Origin of the sequence: Kitasatospora gansuensis (genome assembly GCF_014203705.1) — a bacterium.
GTDB lineage: Bacteria > Actinomycetota > Actinomycetes > Streptomycetales > Streptomycetaceae > Kitasatospora > Kitasatospora gansuensis.
Genome location: NZ_JACHJR010000001.1, coordinates 3,024,704 through 3,042,812, shown reverse-complemented (window position 1 = coordinate 3,042,812; position 18,109 = coordinate 3,024,704). Strand labels below are relative to the sequence as shown.

General features: G+C 72.6%; 19 protein-coding genes. 12 read left to right on the top strand and 7 right to left on the bottom strand.

Annotated features, from left to right (window positions below; translation table 11 throughout):
* Positions 1–155: 155 nt before the first annotated feature.
* The 5 genes from F4556_RS13345 (at position 156) to F4556_RS13325 (ending at position 5,904) form a co-directional block, all read left to right on the top strand.
* Positions 156–2,261, top strand: a complete 2,106-nt coding sequence (locus F4556_RS13345; protein ID WP_184914668.1) for a S9 family peptidase — start codon at positions 156–158, stop codon at positions 2,259–2,261.
* Between the two features lie 127 nt (positions 2,262–2,388).
* Entirely contained in the window at positions 2,389–3,327 is a 939-nt protein-coding gene (locus tag F4556_RS13340; RefSeq protein WP_184914666.1) for an ABC transporter ATP-binding protein, read from the top strand.
* On the top strand, positions 3,324–4,049 hold the full coding sequence (locus F4556_RS13335) for an ABC transporter permease (RefSeq protein ID WP_184914664.1): 726 nt from the start codon (positions 3,324–3,326) through the stop codon (positions 4,047–4,049). Before F4556_RS13340 ends, F4556_RS13335 begins: the two co-directional genes overlap by 4 nt.
* A gap of 8 nt (positions 4,050–4,057) precedes the next feature.
* The gene (locus F4556_RS13330; RefSeq protein ID WP_184914663.1) at positions 4,058–5,302 is read left to right on the top strand and encodes a sensor histidine kinase; all 1,245 of its coding nucleotides are present in this window, start codon (positions 4,058–4,060) and stop codon (positions 5,300–5,302) included.
* A complete protein-coding gene (locus tag F4556_RS13325) occupies positions 5,299–5,904 on the top strand; it encodes a response regulator transcription factor (protein WP_184914661.1) in 606 nt (201 codons plus the stop codon). Before F4556_RS13330 ends, F4556_RS13325 begins: the two co-directional genes overlap by 4 nt.
* Positions 5,905–6,016: 112 nt before the next feature.
* Here F4556_RS13325 and F4556_RS13320 read toward each other — a convergent pair whose 3' ends face one another.
* Together F4556_RS13320 and F4556_RS13315 are read right to left on the bottom strand one after the other, a co-directional pair.
* Positions 6,017–6,889 carry a transglutaminase family protein gene (locus F4556_RS13320; protein WP_184914659.1) on the bottom strand — a complete coding sequence of 291 codons (873 nt, stop codon included), beginning with the start codon at positions 6,887–6,889 and terminating at the stop codon, positions 6,017–6,019.
* A gap of 20 nt (positions 6,890–6,909) precedes the next feature.
* Positions 6,910–7,920: a GNAT family N-acetyltransferase gene (locus tag F4556_RS13315; protein WP_184924573.1), complete on the bottom strand. Its 1,011-nt coding sequence runs from the start codon at positions 7,918–7,920 to the stop codon at positions 6,910–6,912.
* 134 nt (positions 7,921–8,054) lie between these two features.
* On the opposite strand from F4556_RS13315, the gene fdxA reads away from it, so the two are divergent.
* Together fdxA and dapC are read left to right on the top strand one after the other, a co-directional pair.
* Complete coding sequence (gene fdxA / locus F4556_RS13310) at positions 8,055–8,387, top strand: ferredoxin (protein ID WP_184914656.1); 333 nt, start codon at positions 8,055–8,057, stop codon at positions 8,385–8,387.
* Between the two features lie 4 nt (positions 8,388–8,391).
* Complete coding sequence (gene dapC, locus F4556_RS13305; RefSeq protein ID WP_184914654.1) at positions 8,392–9,537, top strand: succinyldiaminopimelate transaminase; 1,146 nt, start codon at positions 8,392–8,394, stop codon at positions 9,535–9,537.
* A 208-nt stretch (positions 9,538–9,745) separates the two neighbouring features.
* Here the strand turns inward: dapC and F4556_RS39075 are convergent, their stop codons facing one another.
* Positions 9,746–10,483 (bottom strand): hypothetical protein, encoded by a 738-nt coding sequence (locus tag F4556_RS39075; protein ID WP_184914652.1) that lies wholly within the window; start codon positions 10,481–10,483, stop codon positions 9,746–9,748.
* A gap of 316 nt (positions 10,484–10,799) precedes the next feature.
* The gene (locus tag F4556_RS13295) at positions 10,800–11,741 is read right to left on the bottom strand and encodes a VldE C-terminal domain-containing protein (RefSeq protein WP_221503599.1); all 942 of its coding nucleotides are present in this window, start codon (positions 11,739–11,741) and stop codon (positions 10,800–10,802) included.
* Between the two features lie 99 nt (positions 11,742–11,840).
* Here F4556_RS13295 and dapE point away from each other — a divergent pair, with 99 nt between their 5' ends.
* Together dapE and F4556_RS13285 are read left to right on the top strand one after the other, a co-directional pair.
* A complete protein-coding gene (gene dapE, locus F4556_RS13290; RefSeq protein WP_184914648.1) occupies positions 11,841–12,929 on the top strand; it encodes a succinyl-diaminopimelate desuccinylase in 1,089 nt (362 codons plus the stop codon).
* Between the two features lie 64 nt (positions 12,930–12,993).
* Positions 12,994–13,800 (top strand): LOG family protein, encoded by an 807-nt coding sequence (locus tag F4556_RS13285; protein WP_184914646.1) that lies wholly within the window; start codon positions 12,994–12,996, stop codon positions 13,798–13,800.
* Between the two features lie 149 nt (positions 13,801–13,949).
* Here the strand turns inward: F4556_RS13285 and folP are convergent, their stop codons facing one another.
* Entirely contained in the window at positions 13,950–14,762 is an 813-nt protein-coding gene (gene folP / locus F4556_RS13280; protein WP_184924571.1) for a dihydropteroate synthase, read from the bottom strand.
* 157 nt (positions 14,763–14,919) lie between these two features.
* Here folP and F4556_RS13275 point away from each other — a divergent pair, with 157 nt between their 5' ends.
* Positions 14,920–15,306, top strand: coding sequence for a DivIVA domain-containing protein (locus F4556_RS13275; protein WP_184914644.1), 387 nt, complete (start codon positions 14,920–14,922; stop codon positions 15,304–15,306).
* Positions 15,303–15,872: a DNA-3-methyladenine glycosylase I gene (locus F4556_RS13270; RefSeq protein WP_184914642.1), complete on the top strand. Its 570-nt coding sequence runs from the start codon at positions 15,303–15,305 to the stop codon at positions 15,870–15,872. Before F4556_RS13275 ends, F4556_RS13270 begins: the two co-directional genes overlap by 4 nt.
* Before the next feature lie 146 nt (positions 15,873–16,018).
* Here the strand turns inward: F4556_RS13270 and F4556_RS13265 are convergent, their stop codons facing one another.
* A complete protein-coding gene (locus tag F4556_RS13265) occupies positions 16,019–16,807 on the bottom strand; it encodes an enoyl-CoA hydratase-related protein (RefSeq protein WP_184914638.1) in 789 nt (262 codons plus the stop codon).
* A 293-nt stretch (positions 16,808–17,100) separates the two neighbouring features.
* On the opposite strand from F4556_RS13265, the gene F4556_RS13260 reads away from it, so the two are divergent.
* Positions 17,101–17,268 carry a DUF3117 domain-containing protein gene (locus F4556_RS13260; protein ID WP_082597987.1) on the top strand — a complete coding sequence of 56 codons (168 nt, stop codon included), beginning with the start codon at positions 17,101–17,103 and terminating at the stop codon, positions 17,266–17,268.
* Between the two features lie 102 nt (positions 17,269–17,370).
* On the opposite strand, the gene F4556_RS13255 is transcribed toward F4556_RS13260, so the two are convergent.
* Complete coding sequence (locus F4556_RS13255) at positions 17,371–18,036, bottom strand: O-methyltransferase (protein ID WP_184924568.1); 666 nt, start codon at positions 18,034–18,036, stop codon at positions 17,371–17,373.
* Positions 18,037–18,109: the final 73 nt, after the last annotated feature.

The following is an 18,109-nucleotide window of genomic DNA, read 5'->3' as shown; positions in this document are numbered from 1 at the left end:
CGGTGAGCGCCGCATCACGCTCCGTGAGCCGTCCGGCCCGTTCGGAGCAGCCCGTCACCCGTCCCCCGGGCCGGTGGGACAGGGCACGGAGCCCCCGGCGAGCCGGGTTACGGACTCTGCTCCGAACGAGTGATCACCGTCTAGGGTTCGGTGCCATGACCACCGACACTTTTCCCCGGCAGTACGCGCGCACCCAGCGCTTCACCGTCGGCGCACCCCGGTCCTTCGCCGTCGCACCCGACGGGTCCCGGGTCGTCTTCCTCCGGGCCAAGGGCGGCGACGATCGCGCCAACCTGCTCTGGACCATGGACCCCACCACCGGTGCCGAGCGGATCGCCGCCGACCCGGTGGCCCTGCTCGGCGGCGGCGAGGAGAGCCTGTCGGCCGCCGAGCGGGCCCGCCGGGAGCGGAGCCGCGAGGGTTCGGCCGGCATCGTCGGCTACACCCTGGACGGGGCGGGGGCGCTGGCCGCCTTCGCGCTCTCCGGCCGCCTGTTCCTCGCCGACCTGACGGGGGAGCGGCCGACCCGTGAGCTGCCCGCCGCCGGGCCGCTGGTCGACCCCCGGTTCTCGCCGGACGGGAGCCACGTGGCGTACGCGACCGTCGAGGGCGAGCTGCGGGTGACCCGTACCGACGGCTCGGGGGACCGCGCGCTGGCCACCCCCGAGCGGGCCGGGGTGACGTGGGGTCAGGCCGAGTTCATCGCGCAGGAGGAGATGGACCGGGACCGCGGCCACTGGTGGGCCCCGGCCGGTGACCGGCTGCTGGCGGCCCGGGCCGACGACGCCCCCGTCCAGCGCTGGTGGATCGCCGACCCGGCCAACCCCGGCAGCGTGCCCGCCGAGGTGGCCTACCCGGCGGCCGGCACCGCCAACGCCGAGGTCGGCCTCTGGCTGCTCGGCCTGGACGGCTCCCGCACCGAGCTGACCTGGGACCGCGAGGCGTTCCCGTACCTGGCCCGGGTGCACTGGTCCGAGCAGGAGCTCACCCTGCTGGTGCAGGCCCGCGACCAGCGCAGCCAGCGGTACCTGACGGTCGACCAGACCACCGGCGCCACCACCACCGTGCTGGCGGAGAGCGACCCGGTCTGGCTGGACCTGTTCTCCGGTGTGCCGGCCAGGACCGCCGACGGCCTGCTGGTCCGGATCGCCGACCAGGACGGCGCCCGCGTCCTGGTGGCCGGGGAGCGGCAGCTGACCGACCGTCGGCTGCACGTCAGGTCGGTGCTCTCGGTGGGCTCGACCGTGCTGTTCACCGCGAGCGGCGGCACCGAGGAGACCGACCCCGTGCCCGGCTGGATCGGCACCTTCGAGATCGGCCTGGACGGCTCCGGCCTGACCCGGCTCGGCGCCGCCGGTGCGGTCTCCGCCGTCCGGGGCGGCGACGTCACGGTGCTGGTCAGCGCGGACCCGGCCTGGTCCGGCGCCCGGGTCGAGGTGCTGGTCGACGGCGAGCCGCTGGCCACCGTCGCCTCGTACGCCGAGACGCCGCTGATCACCGCCCGCCCGGAGTTCGTCTTCGCGGGCGAGCGCCGGATCCCCACCGCGGTCTTCCTGCCGACCGGCTACGACCGGGACCGGGACGGGCTGCTGCCGGTCCTGATGGACCCGTACGGCGGCCCGCACGGGCAGCGGGTGGTGCGGTCGCAGAACCCGCACCTGACCTCGCAGTGGTTCGCCGACCAGGGCTTCGCGGTGATCGTCGCGGACGGCCGGGGCACCCCCGGCCGCAGCCCGGAGTGGGAGAAGGCGATCGCCTTCGACTTCGCCGGGGCCACCCTGGAGGACCAGGTGGACGCGCTCCGGGCGCTGGCCGGGCAGTACCCGCTGGACCTGGAGAAGGTCGCCATCCGGGGCTGGTCGTACGGCGGCTACCTGGCCGCGCTCGCGGTGCTGCGCCGCCCGGACGTGTTCCACGCGGCCGTCTCCGGCGCCCCGGTCACCGACTGGCGGCTCTACGACACCCACTACACCGAGCGCTACCTCGGCCACCCGGACCAGCGCCCGGAGGTCTACGACGCCAACTCGCTGACCGCCGACGCCGCCAAGCTGGAGCGCCCGCTGATGCTGGTGCACGGTCTGGCCGACGACAACGTGGTGGCCGCGCACACCCTGCGGCTGTCCTCCGCGCTGCTCGCCGCCGGGCGCCCGCACACCGTGCTGCCGCTCTCCGGGGTCACCCACATGACGCCGCAGGAGCAGGTCGCGGAGAACCTGCTGCTGCTCCAGGTCTCCTTCCTGAAGGAACAGCTGGGCAGCTGACGCCCTGTCACGGGCCCCTGTCACACGGGGCCCGTGACATCCGTCATGCGGAGCACACGACGGTGCACACTGACGGCGACACCCCCCTTCCCGGGATTCTTGAGGAGTCAGAACGACGGGGAGAGGGATGCAGATGAGTACCGAGGTGGCTGCCTTCCGGCAGGTGAGCAAGAGCTACGGCGCGGTCAAGGCGGTGAACGGTCTCGACCTGGTGCTGCGGCCCGGCGAGACGGTCGCGCTGCTCGGCCCGAACGGGGCGGGCAAGTCCAGCAGCCTGGACCTGCTGCTCGGTCTGCGTGAGCCCGACCAGGGCACCGTCTCGCTGTTCGGCGGCAGCCCGCGGGCCGCGATCGAGACCGGCCTGGTCGGCGCGATGCTGCAGAGCGGCGGCCTGCTCGGCGAGGTCAAGGTCCGCGAGCTGGTCAAGTTCGCCTGCGACGTCCACCCCCGGGGCCACAACCCGGCGAAGGTGATGGAGCACGCCGGGATCACCGAGCTGGCCGAGCGCAAGGTCGACAAGCTCTCCGGCGGCCAGGAGCAGCGGGTCCGCTTCGCCCTCGCGATCGCCGGGGCCAACGACCTGATCGTGCTGGACGAGCCGACCACCGGTATGGACGTCTCGGTCCGCCAGCAGTTCTGGGCCGCGATGCGGGCCGAGGCCGACGCGGGCCGCACGGTGCTGTTCGCCACCCACTACCTGGAGGAGGCGGACTCGATCGCCGACCGGGTGCTGGTGCTGCACCGGGGCCGGCTGATCGCCGACGGCACCTCCGCCGAGATCAAGGCCAAGGCCGGCGCCCGCCGGATCTCCTTCGAGCTGCACCCCGCCGACGGGGCCGCCGGGGAGAGCGTGCTGCGCGCCCTCCCCGGCACCGTGGGCCTGGACCTGACGACCCGTCCGGACGGCGTGCGCAGCGTCCGGATCCGCAGCACCGACGCCGACGCCGGGGTGGCCGGCCTGTACCGGGCCGGGCTCTACCCGCGGGCCCTGGAAGTCACCAGCCTGGGCCTGGAGCAGGCCTTCCTGACCATCACCGGCGAGGCCGACGAGGAGACCGCGCGATGAAGACCCTGGTGCAGCTCGAGATCCTGCGGACCCTCCGGAACAAGCGCTACCTGATGTTCACGGTGCTCTACCCGGCCCTGCTCTACGTCTTCTTCATCAACGCCTACGGCAGCTCCGACACGGTGGCCGGCGGGGTGTCGGTGAAGGCGTACTTCATGGTCTCGATGGCCACCTTCGGCGCGGTCGGCGCGGTGCTCACCGGCAGCGCGCAGCGGATCTCGCTGGAGCGGAAGAGCGGCTGGGTCCGGCAGTTGCGGCTGACCGCGCTGCCCGGCCGGGCGTACACCATCGCCAAGATCGCCTCCTGCGCGGTCACCACGCTGCCCGCGATCGTGGTGGTCTTCGTGATCGGCGCCTTCGAGGGTGTCTCGCTCTCGGTCGCCCAGTGGCTCGGCCTCGGCCTGGCCCTCTGGCTCGGCAGCTTCGTCTTCGCGGCGCTCGGCGTGGCGCTGGGCTACGCGGCCCAGCCCGACGCGGTGCAGCCGATCGTGATGATCGTCTACATGTTGATGGCCCTGTTCGGCGGCACCTGGTTCCCGATCGGGGACTCGCTCAAGTCGGTGGCCCAGTTCAACCCGGTGTACCTGTACAACCAGTTGGCCACCTTCGTGCAGCCGGGCCAGTCGCTGAACCTCGCCGCAGTGGCCGGACTGACCGGCTTCCTGGTGGTCTTCGTCGCCGGAGCGGCCTTCCTCTACCGCAAGGACACCAAGCAGGCATGATGGCCGGCATGTCGAAGTTCCTCCCCGCCCGCTTCCGTCCCACCGGGACGGGGGCGGGCGGTGCCACCGAGTCGTTCGCCGTCGTACCCGGCGCACGGGTCGAGAACGCCCGCCAACTGGTGGTCAAACTCGCCTGGATGCTGCTCTGGATGGTCTACCTCTTCTACCCGGTGGAGGACCTGCTCGGCGACGAGCACACCCTGGCGGGCAAGATCGTCGGCTGGGTCGCGCTGAGCCTCTTCCTGTTCGCCTACCTGGGCATGGTGGCGGTCCGCTCGATGGCCTCCCCGCACTGGCACGGCGGCCTGGTGGTGGCGGGGGTGATGCTGCTGCTCGCGCTGAGCACCTCGCTCACCTTCGGGGTGCCCTGGCTGGTGCTGTTCACGTACACCTCGGTCTGCGTCGGAGCCGTACTGCCGCCCAGACTCGGCCTGATCGGGGTGGCCGGGATCACCGCGCTGGCGCTGCTGGTGGGCCTGCTGATCCACACCGAACGCGACACCATGGCGGCGATCGTGCTGCCCTGCTTCCTCAGCGGGCTGGCCATGAACGGCCTGCAGCGGCTGATCAGCACCATGCGCGAACTCCGCGAGGCCCGGGCCACGGTGGCCCACCTGGCGGCCTCGGAGGAGCGGCTGCGGCTCGCCCGCGACCTGCACGACCTGCTCGGCCACTCGCTCTCGCTGATCACCATCAAGGCCCAGCTGGCCGGCCGACTGCTCGACCAGGACAAGGGCGAGGCCGGCCGGGCCCAGGTGGACGACATCGAGCAGGTCGCCCGGCAGGCGCTGACCGACGTCCGGGAGGCGATCGGCGGCTTCCGCCGCCCCACCCTGGCGGTCGAACTCGCCGCCGCCCGCAGCGCCCTGACGGCGGCCCAGATCACGGTCGAGGCCGACCCGGCGATCGCCGACCCGCAGCCCGACCTGGCGGCCCCGGAGGCCGCCGCACTCGCCTGGGCACTCCGGGAGGCGGTCACCAACGTGGTCCGGCACGGCCAGGGCGCCACCAGGTGCGGCATCGGACTCGACCGCACCTGGGAGGAGGACGGCAGCCGGTTCGCCGTCCTGGAGGTCAGCGACAACGGCCGCGGACCGGGCAAGTCACCGGCCGGGAACGGCCTTTCGGGCCTGCAGGAGCGGCTCGCCCTGGTCGGCGGCCGGCTCGACACCGGCCCGGGCGTACGGGGGAAGGGATTCCGCCTGCGGGCACTGGTCCCGGTCAGCGCGGTGGCCGATAGTGTGCCCGAATGATCAGGGTGCTGCTGGCCGAAGACCAGGGAATGGTGCGGGAGGCGCTGGCCGCGCTGCTCTCGCTCGAGGGTGACATCGACGTGGTCGCCCAAGTGGCGCGCGGCGACGAGGTGGTGGCCGCGGTGCTGGACCATCAGGTCCAGGTCGCGGTGCTGGACATCGAGATGCCCGGGATGACCGGCATCGAGGCGGCGGCCGAACTCCGCCGGGCGGCACCGGACACCCGGGTGGTGATCGCCACCACCTTCGGCCGGCCCGGCTACCTGCGCCGCGCGATGGAGGCCGGGGCGGACGCCTTCCTGGTCAAGGACGCCCCCGCGGCGGAGCTCGCGGAGGCGATCCGGCGGGTGCTCCGGGGCGAGCGGGTGATCGACCCCACGCTGGCCGCGGCAGCCCTCGCGGAGGGCGCCAATCCCCTGACGGCCCGGGAACGCGACGTCCTCGCGGCGGCGGCGGACGGGGCGGTGAACGCCGAGATCGCGGCGCGGCTGCACCTGTCCGAGGGGACCGTGCGGAACTATCTGTCGATGGCGATCCAGAAGACCTCGGCGCGCAACCGGGCCGAGGCGGTGCGGCTCGCCCGCGAGAAGGGGTGGCTCTAGGAAAGGCGAAAGTACCTGACCACACCCGTACGTTGAACGCTCCTGAGGTTGGCGTCGCCCACGCGGCGGAGCCGCACATCAGCAGAGCGCCGAGCCCCTGTCTTCCGAACCGTTAGTTGAGACGGTGCCGCGCCGCGCGGGCTTCGTGGCGGGTGCGGGTCGCTCCGTCGGGGTCGAAGGCGTCCAGGATCTCCGCGTAGGCCTCCATCTCGGCTGCGCCCGCGATGAAGTCGCCGGTGCGGACCAGGAGTTGGGCGCGTTCCAGGCGGAGCTGGGCGGGGTGGCGGGGGAGCAGCAGGGAGAGTTCGGTGGCCCAGAGCTGGGCACGGGCGTGTTCGGGGCGGTCGGCGGCCCAGCTGCGGATGTTGCCGAGGACCCGCAGGACGACGTCCAACGGCTGTGCGGGGGCGAGCATTTCGGGGGAGAAGTGGTGCCCGGCGGCGGTGGCCAGCCGGGTCACGTCGGGCAGGTCGAGCAGCCTGCCGCCGTGGTACGGGTCGGCCAGGACGTACTCCGCGCCGCCGGCCGGGTCGCCGACCGCGACGATGAAGTGGCCCGGCAGCGCCACCCCGTGGACGGTCAGCCCGGCCCGGCGGGCCACCGTCTGCCAGACCAGCGCGAGCATGATCGGCAGGCCACGCCGCCGCCGCAGCACGTCCGGCAGCAGCGAGGACTCCAGCCGCCGGTAGTCGGACGGCCGGCCGTGGAACCGCTCCCGCCCGCCGAGCACGGCCGCCAGCAGCGCGGCGACCTCGTCCGCCCCGCCCGGTGCCCGCTCGCGCACCGCCAGCCGGACGGCGGCGGCGTGCCGGTCGAGCGCGGCCTGGCAGGCCGCCACCAGCTCGTCCAGAGTGGGCGGTTCGGAGCCGTCGGCGGGCGGCTCGGCCAGCGTGTGCTCGGCGGCGGCGAGCACACAGAGCAGCACCGGGTCGGGGTTGTCGGCCCTGGCCTCGGCGCGGAAACGTGCACGGCTCTGCTCGGTCACTTCCACACTCTCCGGTGACGCTACCGCCGGGGCAGGCCGGCGTAGTGGTAAGTGTGACTGGTGGTGAAGCCCAGTCGGTCGTAGAGGGCGATCGCGCCGGTGTTCTCCACCTCGACCTGGAGGTAGGCGCCGGTGGCGCCCTCCTCGGCAGCGCGGGCCGCCAGCACGGCCATCACGGTGGAGGCCAGTCCGCTCCGGCGGGCGGGCGGGTCCACCTCGATCGCGCTGAAGCAGGCCCAGGGGCCGTCGATGACGCACCGTCCGATCGCTGTCGGCGGCTGTCCCGGTGCGCCGGGCACGGTGGCGAACCAGACCGAGGGGCCGCCGTGCAGCACCTGGTGGGCGGCCCGTTCGACCTCGGGGTCGCCGGTGACCCGGCGGTAGCGGGAGAGCCAGCCGGCGTCGGCGGTCCGGGAGAGCCGTACGCGGTCGTGGCCCGAGCCGAGCTTCACCAGCCCGGCCAGCGGCGCGACGCGGATCATGGTCGGGGCCTCCGCGGCACCGAGCCGGGCCAGTTCGTCGGCCAGCTCGGGCGGCGAGCCCGGGGTGGTCACCTCGAGGACGGCGGGTAGGCCGCGCGCGGCGTACCAGTCCCGGACCACGTCCAGCGCCTCGGGCAGCGGGAGGCCCGGATCGCCTAGCGTCTGGACCGAGTTGGCCCGCCGGGTGAAACCGGCGGAGGCGCGCAGCGTCCACTCGCCGAGCGGTTCCTGCTCGACGGCCGGCCAGCCCCGGGCGGCCGTCCGCTGCAGCTCGGCCGGGGAACTGACGGGCAGTGGGGCGCGGCGGGCCGGGAAGAGCGGGACCGGCTTGCCGGCCACCAGCAGATTCTCCGGGAAGGAGACCTCGGGGCCGGTCCTGGGCACCACGGTGAGGCCAAGATCGTCCCAACGGGCGAGCACACCGATCACATCGCGGAACACCGGACGGTCGTTCACGAGCTCCGAAATACGCCGTACGGAGACCCGTCGCCCCACGTCAGAGCGGTTGAGCCGGACCTCGGGACGGCCTCCGGCGACGGTTCCATCCATCATCAAGGGCACCTCCTGTGCATTTGCGGTCTCTGACCCGCGATACTAGGGGCGGGCATCGACGACGCCGCGCGTATCCGCGCACGCAAGCAATTAGTTTGGGCTGCCACGCCCAACCGAGGAGGAACGACAGCGTGACCTACGTCATCGCGCAGCCTTGTGTCGACGTCAAGGACAAGGCGTGCATCGAAGAATGCCCTGTTGACTGCATCTACGAGGGCCAGCGTTCGCTCTACATCCACCCGGACGAGTGTGTCGACTGCGGCGCCTGTGAGCCGGTGTGCCCGGTCGAGGCGATCTTCTACGAGGACGACACCCCGGAGGAGTGGAAGGACTACTACAAGGCCAACGTCGAGTTCTTCGACGAGCTGGGCTCGCCCGGCGGTGCCTCCAAGCTCGGCCTGATCGACTCGGACCACCCGTTCATCGCGGCCCTCCCGCCGCAGAACGCCGACAGCGGCCACTGAGCAAGTGAGCACCGAAGACACCACGCACGCGCCGCTTCCGGGTCACCCGGGGGCGGCGCGCCGCGTCTCAGACCTGCTGCCCACGTTCCCCTGGGACAAGCTGGAGCCGTACAAGCGGACGGCGCTGGCCCACCCGGACGGACTCTGCGACTTCTCCGTCGGCACCCCGGTGGACCCGGTTCCCGAGGTGATCCAGAAGGCACTGGCGGCCGCCACCGACACGCCCGGCTACCCGACCGTCTGGGGCCCGGTGGAGCTCCGCGAGGCGATCGCCGGCTGGCTGCGCCGTCGGCTCGGGGCCGAGATCGGCCCGGAGGCGATCCTGCCGACCATCGGTTCCAAGGAGCTGGTGGCCTGGCTGCCCGGCCAGTTGGGGCTCGGCCCCGGCGACCAGGTGGCCTACCCGACGCTGGCCTACCCGACCTACGAGGTCGGCGCCCGCCTGTGCGGGGCCGAGCCGGTCGCGTACGACTCGGTGGACGAGCTCGACCCCAGCCGGGTCCGGCTGCTCTGGCTCAACTCGCCGTCCAACCCGACCGGTCGGGTGCTGACGGCGGACCAGCTCCGGCACGCCGTGGCCTGGGCCAGGGAGCACCGGGTGCTGCTGGTCAGCGACGAGTGCTACCTGGAGCTCGGCTGGGAGGCCGACCCGGTCTCGGTGCTGAACCAGGACGTCTGCGGCGGCGACCACGAGGGCCTGCTCGTCGTGCACTCGCTCTCCAAGCGGTCCAACCTGGCCGGCTACCGCGCCTCGTTCGTGGCGGGGGACCCGGTGGTGGTCCAGGAGTTGCTGGAGATCCGCAAGCACGGCGGGATGATCGTGCCCGCCCCGGTGCAGGCCGCGACCGTCGCTGCGCTGGCCGACGACGCGCACGTGGCCGAGCAGCGTGAGCGGTACGCGGCTCGCCGGGCGGCGCTGCGGGCGGCGTTGGAGGCGTACGGCTTCCGGATCGAGCACTCCGAGGCCAGCCTGTACCTCTGGGCGACCCAGGACCGGCCCTGCTGGGAGACCGTCGCCGAACTCGCCGACCTGGGCATCCTGGTGGCGCCCGGCGACTTCTACGGCCCCGCCGGTGACCGGTTCGTCCGGGTGGCCTTCACGGCTACCGACGAACGCGTCGCGGCAGCCGTGGCACGCCTCAAGCGCTAGGCAATTGCGCACCACCAGGGGCTCGGGGAACTGCGACGCCGACCTCTGCAAGGTGATCGTCGCGTAGGTGGTCAGGCACTTTCGCCTGTGACCCCGGCGCCAGATCTCCTCGCAGTTCCCCGAGCCCCTGGATAGTGCAACTTTGTGCCCTGCAAAGGGTGAAGGGCCCCTACCGGCACAGGTAGGGGCCCTTCGGTGTGACGGAGGGTCAGCCGCCGAGGGGCAGGCCGCCCGGGAGGCCGCCGCCGAGGAGGCCGGTGACCGCGCCGAGCGGGTTGCCGGCGCCGCCGAGGCGGTTGCTGCCGTCGGTCGGGTCCTGGGTGTCGACCGGGAGCTTGCCGAGGTCGGGCAGGGCGCTGCCCAGACCGGCCGGGAGGGCCCCGGTGACCTGGTGGGTGTCGGGCATGCCGCCGGTGGGCAGGGCGCTGGAGGCGAGGCCGGTGAGCGAGCCCGAGGTGAGCTGGCCGAGCGGGAGGCCGGGGACGGCGGCGCTGCGGGTGCCGGCGGCGGGGGAGCCGGGCAGGTGCGGCACCTTGTCGGTGACGGCGGGGGCGAGGCGGTCGACCAGGGCGGGGGCGGCCTTGCCGGCGACGGCGGCCAGGACGCCCGCGGTCTCGGTGGTCTTGGCGGCCGGGGCGGCCACCTTGCCGAGGGTCTGGTCGGCGTCCGGCAGGGCGCCCGCGACGGCCTTGCCCGCGACGTCGGCGGTGGCCGGGACACCGGTCTGCACGGTGGCCGCGGTGGTGTTGGCGGCGGCGTGGCCGGCGTCGTGGGTGGCCCCCTGGAGCGTCGCGTTCGGCTGGTCGAGCTGGCTCAGCCCGGCCCCCAGGTCGGTCGGCGGCACCAGGTCGGCGGCGGACGCCGCGCCTGCTGCGGCCATCGGGGTCGCGGCGGCGGCAACGAGCAGCGCGGCCTGGGCGATCCGGCGCGTGAGGGGGAGAGACATGGTGCTCCTAAGAGGTGAGGTCCCCCCGGCTGTGCACGTGCTCGGGCCAGGGGTGTCCGTCGGGCGGACGACGTTATTACCGCTGGAGCCGCCAGAAGGTTTCGCCGTCCGATGGTCAAGGGTCGGCAAAGATCGGACGATCCTCTTTCCGACATTCGCGACATTTCACCCCATTCGGCGAAGGGTGAGGAAACGTCACGCCCCTTGGCGCACAAGGAAAGTACGGAGACGGTCGATCAGTCAGCCTGGACACCCGGAGCCGTCCACCAGGATTGACCCGAATCACCCGGTCGGCCGGTGGTAGCGCACCAGTGCGTCAACCGGACTTCGGGGCACCCAGTGTGATCAGCACCCGGTCCGCGCCGGCGCCCTCGGCGCCCTTCGACTGCCAGCCGTCGGCGGGCTTGTCGACCTTCCAGACCTTGCCGTCGTAGGACACCTGACCGATTCCCAGGTCCCCGGCCTGCGCCACCGCCCACTGGGCCAGCGCCCAGCCGGTCTGCCGCTGCGCGGCCCCGGCCTGCGGGGTCAGCGCCAGTCCGGTCCGGGTCTCCTTGCCGGCCGGCGGGACCGGCGTGGCGGTGACCAGCTTGCCGAACTCCCGGCGGGCCCGGTCGGCCAGGCTCGGCTGCGGCTGGCCCTCGTTGGCGGCCGCGGTGGTGGCCGCGAGGTCGTGCACCACGCAGCTCAGCGCGGCGGGCTCCCGGCCGGTCAGGGCCGAGGCGAGCAGGGTCGCGTTGGTCTCGTGCTTGGCGTACGCCTGCGGGAAACCGCTGCGCTGCACCTCCTGGGCCGCGTCGGTGAGCGGCAGCCGGGCGTAGCCGGGCACCTTGACCAGACCGTCCAGGAACTTGTTGGTGGCGTACACCGGGTCCTTGATCTGCTCGACGGTGCCCCAGCCCTGCGACGGGCGCTGCTGGAACAGGCCGACCGAGTCGCGGTCGCCGCCGCTCAGGTTGTGGATCTTCGACTCCTGCATCGCGGTGGCCAGCGCGATGGTGACGGCCCGCTCGGGCAGGCCGCGGGAGAGTGCCACGGCGGTGATGGTGGCGGCGTTGGCGGCCTGGGCGAGCTCGAGGTCGCCCTTGCCCGTACCGGTGGCCACCGTGCAGCCCTCGGGCGGCGGGATCAGCTTGTCCCGGTTGAGGAAGAGCACGGTGCCCGCGAGCACCGCGAGAGCGGTGAGCCCGATCAGCACCCGGCCCACCGGCCGACGCCGACGGACCGTCGTCGTTTCCTCTGCCGCAGTCTCGGCCACCACTACCCCTCTCGCCTCGCGTTCTCGCCCGCACACCGTACCCACTCGGACGGCTGTGCGGTGCGGGTGGTTGCAGCGGCGGATATTACGCTGGCCGCCATGACCAGCCCTGAGATCTCCCTGCACCAGAGCCTCGACCTCGGCCTCGACGGCGGCACGCTGACCGCCAGGCTGGTCGACTTCCCCTCCGTCAGCGGGAGCGAGGGCCCGCTCGCCGACGCGGTGGAGGCGGCACTGCGGGCGTACCCGCACCTGACCGTCGACCGGTACGGCAACAACGTGGTGGCCCGGACGAACCTCGGCCGGTCCGAGCGGGTGCTGCTGGCCGGGCACCTGGACACCGTGCCGATCGCCGACAACGTGCCCTCGCACGTCGAGGGCGACCTGCTGTACGGCTGCGGCACCTCCGACATGAAGTCCGGCGTCGCCGTTCAGCTCCGGCTGGCCGCCACCCTGCCGGACCCGAACCGCGACCTCACCTTCGTGTTCTACGACTGCGAGGAGATCGAGGCGTCCCGGAACGGCCTCGGCCACCTGGTGGCCCGTCACCCCGACTGGCTGGCGGCCGACTTCGCGGTCCTGATGGAGCCCAGCGGCGCGATGGTCGAGGGCGGCTGCCAGGGCACCCTGCGGGTCGACGTGAAGCTGACCGGCACGCGCGCTCACTCGGCCCGCAGCTGGCTCGGCGACAACGCCATCCACAAGGCCGGCGAGGTGCTGCGGCGGCTCGAGGCGTACCAGCCGCGCCGGGTCGAGATCGACGGCCTGGAGTACCGCGAGGGTCTGAACGCCAACCTGATCAGCGGCGGGGTGGCCGCCAACGTGATCCCGGACGAGTGCGTGGTGCACGTCAACTTCCGCTACGCGCCCGACCGTACGGAGGCGGAGGCCGTCGAGCACGTCCGGGAGGTGCTGGCGGGCTTCGAGGTGGTGGTCACCGACTCCGCCCCCGGTGCGCTGCCCGGTCTCGACCAGCCCGCGGCCCGGGCCTTCCTGGCCGCGGTCGGCGGCGAGGCCAGGGCCAAGTTCGGCTGGACCGACGTGGCCCGGTTCAGCGCACTCGGCGTCCCGGCGGTCAACTACGGCCCCGGCGACCCGAATCTGGCGCACAAGCGCGACGAGCACTGCTCGCTCGCCGCCATCGCCGAGGTGGAGGCCCGGCTGCGGGCCTGGCTGACGGCCAACTGACCGTCATCCGACGTACCTTCCGTTGTTCCCCGAATTCGGGGAACAACGGGCGTAGGGTTTCGTCATGACAGGCACTGGAGACGAAAAGCACTACGGGGACAGCCCTGACCAGGGCCAGGACCCCGAGCGGAAGAACGTTCCGGAGAAGCGGAAGGGCCCGGTCCTGCTCCGTCGGGACCAGGTCGGCACCAGCACCACCGACCAGCGACTGCTGGACACCACCGGCCCGACCGACTGGCTGCACACCGACCCCTGGCGGGTCTGGCGGATCACCTCCGAGTTCGTCGAAGGCTTCGGCGCCCTGGCCGAACTCCCGCCCGCCATCAGCGTGTTCGGCTCCGCCCGGACCCCGGTGGACTCACCCGAGTACGCGGCCGGAGTGGCCATCGGCCGGGCCCTGGTGGACGCGGGCTACGCGGTCATCACCGGCGGCGGGCCCGGCGCGATGGAGGCGGCCAACCGGGGCGCCTCCGAGGCCGGCGGCCTCTCGGTCGGGCTCGGCATCGAGCTCCCCTTCGAGCAGGGGCTGAACGAGTTCGTCGACCTCGGGCTGAACTTCCGCTACTTCTTCGTCCGCAAGACGATGTTCGTGAAGTACGCGCAGGGGTTCGTGGTGCTGCCCGGCGGACTCGGCACGCTGGACGAGCTGTTCGAGGCGCTCACCCTGGTGCAGACGAAGAAGGTCACGCGCTTCCCGGTGATCCTGTTCGGCTCGGCGTACTGGGGCGGGCTGGTCGACTGGCTGCGGGACACCCTGGTCGCGCAGGGCAAGGCGAGTGCGCACGACCTGGAGCTCTTCCACGTCACCGACGAGATCGACGATGTCCTCAAGATCATCGCGGAGAGCCGGCAACCCGCAACCGAGATCTGACGCCCGGTCGCACCACCAGGGGCTCGGGGAACTGCGACGCCGACCTCAGGAGCGTTCAACGTGCGTATATGGTCAGGCACTTTGCATTTTGACCCGCACGCCAGATCTCCTCGCAGTTCCCCGAGCCCCTGTCTTCCGAAGCGTGTGCCTCAGGCGAGCCCGCGGCGGGCGACGGCCGGGGGGCGGGTGCCCTGGATGGCGGCGACCATGTCGAGGACCTGGCGGGTCTCGGCGACCTGGTGGGCGCGGTAGATCCGGGCGCCGAGCCAGGCGGAGACCGCGGTGGTGGCCAGGGTGCCGAGCAGGCGCTCGTCGACCGGGCGGTCCAGGGTCTCGCCGACGAAGTCCTTGTTGGAGAGCGAGACCAGCACCGGGAAGCCGGTCGCGGTCATCTCCGGCAGGCGGCGGGTCGCCTCCAGCGAGTGCCGGGTGTTCTTGCCGAAGTCGTGACCGGGGTCGATGATCAGCGCGTCCCGGCGCACCCCGAGCCCGGCGGCCCGCTCGGCCAGCCCGACGGTGACTCGCAGGATGTCGGCCATCACGTCGTCGTACCCGACCCGGTGCGGCCGGGTCCGGGGCTCCGCCCCGCCGGCGTGGGTGCAGACCAGGCCGACGTCGTACCGGGCCGCGACCTCGGCCAGCTTCGGGTCGACCCCGCCCCAGGCGTCGTTCAGCAGGTCGGCGCCGACCTCGCAGACCGCCTCGCCGACCTCGTGCCGCCAGGTGTCGACGCTGATCACGGCCTCGGGGTGACGCTTCCTCAGCTCGGCCACGAACGGGACGGTCCGGCGCAGCTCCTCCTCGACCGTCACCTCCTCGCCGGGCCCGGCCTTCACGCCGCCGATGTCCAGGATCGCCGCGCCCTCGGCCACCGCCCGGTCCGCGGCGGCGAACGCGGCCTCGTCGGCGAAGGTCGCGCCGCGGTCGAAGAACGAGTCGGGAGTGCGGTTGACGATGGCCATGATCACCAGCTCGTCGTCGCCGAATTCTCGTGGGCCCAGACGGAGTGCCACCGGTGTCTCCTCCACAGCTCGCCCGGGTGCAATGATGGGCCCGGTCTGTTCGGGACCATGATCCCATCTCTCGCCGGGTCCACCGGAAGGTACTGGAGGACAGCTCGTGTTCTGGTTGGTCGTGGTGGCGATGGCCGTGGTGGTCGGTGGAACCGCACTGGTGGCCCTGGGCGGCGGCGGAACCCTTCCCGAGGCGGTGCACGACCGGATCGCGGCGCGACTGCCGCAGGACCGGCCGTTGAGCCGGACCGACGTGGACGAGATCCGGCTGCCGATGGCCATCCGCGGCTACCGGATGGACGAGGTCGACGACGTGCTCGACCGGCTCGGCGCCGAACTCGCGCTGCGCGACTCCCGGATCGCCGAGCTGGAGGCCGCCGCCGTACTGGTCGGCGCGGTGGAGGCGAACACGCCCGAGGGCGAGGAGCCGCTGCCCGGCCTGGAGGAGTTCGCCAAGGTGACCAACCACCAGGACGGCGAGGCCGGGCAGTGACCGGCGCGGTGCCGGGTGTGGACGGCCTGCTGCGCTGCGGCTGGGGCGACTCGACGGACGACTACCGGGTCTACCACGACACCGAGTGGGGCCGGCCGGTGCACGGCGACGACGCGCTGTTCGAGCGGGTCGCCCTGGAGGCGTTCCAGTCCGGGCTGTCCTGGATCACCATCCTGCGCCGCCGGGAGGGCTTCCGGGCCGCGTTCGCCGGCTTCGAGATCGCCAGGGTGGCGGAGTTCGACGAGGCGGACGCCGAGCGGCTGCTCCAGGACACCGGCATCATCCGGAACCGGGCCAAGATCGCGGCCACCATCGCCAACGCCCGGGTCGCCCGCGAACTGGACGGCGGGCTGGACGCGTTGATCTGGCGGTTCGCGGTCGAGCCCGGCTCCCGGCCGGCGCCGCGCACGCTCGCGGACGTACCGGCGGTGACGCCGGAGTCCACGGCGCTGGCCAAGGAACTCAAGAAGCAGGGCTTCCGCTTCGTCGGGCCGACCACGGCGTACGCGCTGATGCAGGCGTGCGGGCTGGTCAACGACCACCTGATCGACTGTCACGCACGTTAGTTGGCACACGCCAGGGGCTCGGGGAACTGCGACGGTTCGTGGCTGGCGGGTCAAAATGCGAAAGTGCCTGACCCTGCACGCACGTTGAACGCTCCTGAGGTCGGCGCCGCCGTTCCCCGGGCCCCTGGTGGCTGATGCCCGGAGGTCTAGCGGCCGAGGTACACCGGGGCTTCCTTGGCGATGAAGGCGTTCACCGCGATGCGGTGGTCCTCGCTGGCGCCGGCCAGGGTCTGGAGTTCGTCCTCCTTGTCGAGGAGTTCGCTCAGGGTGTGGGTGGCCCCGTAGGCGAGCGCGGTCTTGATCGCGCCGAACGCGACCGTCGGCCCCTGCGCCAGTCGCTGGGCGAACTCCCGTGCGGTAGCGGCCAGTTCGGCCGACGGGACGACCTTGGTGGCCAGCCCGAGCTCGGCCGCCTCGGCCGCCTTCACGGTGCGCGGGAACATCAGCAGCTCGGTCGCCCGGGCGTGCCCGACCAGCCGGGGAAGTGTCCAGGAGGCGCCCGAGTCGGCGGTCAGCGCGACCCCGGCGAACGAGGTGTTGAAGCCCGCGGTGTCGGCCACGATCCGGAAGTCGCAGGCGAAGGCGAGCGAGGCCCCGGCGCCGGCGGCGACCCCGCCGACCGCCGCGACGGTCGGCTTGTTCATCCCGGCCAGCGCCCGGACCAGCGGGTTGTAGTGCTCGGCGACGGTCTTCAGCGGTGCGTCGCTGGTGCCCAGCAGTCCGAGGTGCTCCTTGAGGTCCTGGCCGACGCAGAACGCCTTCTCGCCCGCACCGGTGAGCAGCAGCGCCCGGACGGCGCTGTCCTCGGCCGCCGCGATCACGGCGTCCCGGAGCGCCACCTTGGTGGCGATGTCCAGGGCGTTCATCGCCTCGGGCCGGTTGATGGTGATGACGGCCAGGCCGCCGTCGAGTTCGAACAGCACGGAGTCGGACATGGGCGAGGGCTCCCTGAGGTGTCGAGGGTGGGACTGAGCCAGCATGCCCGAGCGGTACGGGTGCCGGGGAGTGTGAGGTCGGGCACCTTTTGGCGGTGTCGCCGGAGCAGTGCCGCCGGGGCTTCTGGCGGGTAATGCGGTGCTCTGGGCGGGTGTGGCCGATGGTGCGGAGAGAGTGACGTTGGTCATCAAGCCATCTGATGCGGGATAATGGCTTCCGATCAATGCGTTCGATACCGGCGGTGGACGGACTGCCGGGACGTAGCTGAGCGGTTGCAGGAAGGGGAACGAGCATGGCGGCCATGAAGCCGCGGACGGGTGACGGCCCGCTCGAGGTCACCAAGGAGGGGCGGGGCATCATCATGCGAGTGCCGCTCGAAGGCGGCGGACGCCTGGTGGTGGAGCTCACGCCGGATGAGGCGAGCGCCCTCGGTGACGCCCTGAAGGCAGCCACCGGCTGACCCAGCGGGTGCCCCGCGTTCTCCCTGGAGACACGCGCACAGCACCGAGCCCGGCTCCGGATCACCGGAGCCGGGCTCAGTGCTGTCCTGATCAGGAGCTGGTCAGCGCTTCACGGCGCAGAGCAGCCCGTCACTGACCGGCAGCAGGGCGGGCAGCAGCCGGTCGCTCTCCCGGACGTCCCGGACCAGCTCGCGGACGGCCCGGGTCTGCGGGTCGTGGTGCTCGGGTTCGGCCAACCGGCCCTCCTGGAACACCCCTTCGAAGCAGACCACGCCGCCCGGCCGGAGCAGACGCAACGATTCTGCAAGGTACGACTGCGATTCGGCCGGGTCGCCGTCGCAGAAGACCAGGTCGTACTGACCGTCCGCCAGCCGGGGCAGCACGTCCAGGGCCCGGCCCGGGATGAAGCGGGCCCGGTTCGGGGCGAAGCCGGCCGCGTGGTACGCCTCCCGGGCGTACTGCTGGCGCACCGGCTCCAGGTCGACGGTGGTCAGCACGCCGTCCGGCCGCATCCCGCGCAGCAGGTAGACCCCGGAGACGCCGGTGCCGGTGCCCACTTCGGCGATCGCCTTGGCGTCCACCGCGGCGGCCAGCAGCCGCAGCGCGGCGCCGCCGCTCGGGCCGATCGCCCGGATGCCGGTCCGTGCGGACTGGGCCCGGGCGTAGGTCAGCACCGCGTCCTCGCCGACGTAGGTGTCGGCGAGAGCCGCGTGGGCGGGCCCGAACTCGGTGATGGCTGCCTCTTCCGGAGCGCCTGATGTCGATATTTCCAGCCACAGATTACTGGCCGGGCGGGAACCGCGTTCGAAGACCGGCCGTTGACCCGGAAGGGAAGTGGTG

What these genes read in the sequence shown, in the direction of transcription:
- F4556_RS13345 (WP_184914668.1), top strand. Translation starts at nt 156, where the DNA reads ATGACCACCGACACTTTTCCCCGGCAGTACGCGCGCACCCAGCGCTTC.
- F4556_RS13340 (WP_184914666.1), top strand. Translation starts at nt 2,389, where the DNA reads ATGCAGATGAGTACCGAGGTGGCTGCCTTCCGGCAGGTGAGCAAGAGC.
- F4556_RS13335 (WP_184914664.1), top strand. Translation starts at nt 3,324, where the DNA reads ATGAAGACCCTGGTGCAGCTCGAGATCCTGCGGACCCTCCGGAACAAG.
- F4556_RS13330 (WP_184914663.1), top strand. Translation starts at nt 4,058, where the DNA reads ATGTCGAAGTTCCTCCCCGCCCGCTTCCGTCCCACCGGGACGGGGGCG.
- F4556_RS13325 (WP_184914661.1), top strand. Translation starts at nt 5,299, where the DNA reads ATGATCAGGGTGCTGCTGGCCGAAGACCAGGGAATGGTGCGGGAGGCG.
- F4556_RS13315 (WP_184924573.1), bottom strand. Translation starts at nt 7,920, where the DNA reads ATGGATGGAACCGTCGCCGGAGGCCGTCCCGAGGTCCGGCTCAACCGC.
- F4556_RS39075 (WP_184914652.1), bottom strand. Translation starts at nt 10,483, where the DNA reads ATGTCTCTCCCCCTCACGCGCCGGATCGCCCAGGCCGCGCTGCTCGTT.
- dapE (WP_184914648.1), top strand. Translation starts at nt 11,841, where the DNA reads ATGACCAGCCCTGAGATCTCCCTGCACCAGAGCCTCGACCTCGGCCTC.
- F4556_RS13285 (WP_184914646.1), top strand. Translation starts at nt 12,994, where the DNA reads ATGACAGGCACTGGAGACGAAAAGCACTACGGGGACAGCCCTGACCAG.
- folP (WP_184924571.1), bottom strand. Translation starts at nt 14,762, where the DNA reads ATGGCCATCGTCAACCGCACTCCCGACTCGTTCTTCGACCGCGGCGCG.
- F4556_RS13265 (WP_184914638.1), bottom strand. Translation starts at nt 16,807, where the DNA reads ATGTCCGACTCCGTGCTGTTCGAACTCGACGGCGGCCTGGCCGTCATC.
- F4556_RS13260 (WP_082597987.1), top strand. Translation starts at nt 17,101, where the DNA reads ATGGCGGCCATGAAGCCGCGGACGGGTGACGGCCCGCTCGAGGTCACC.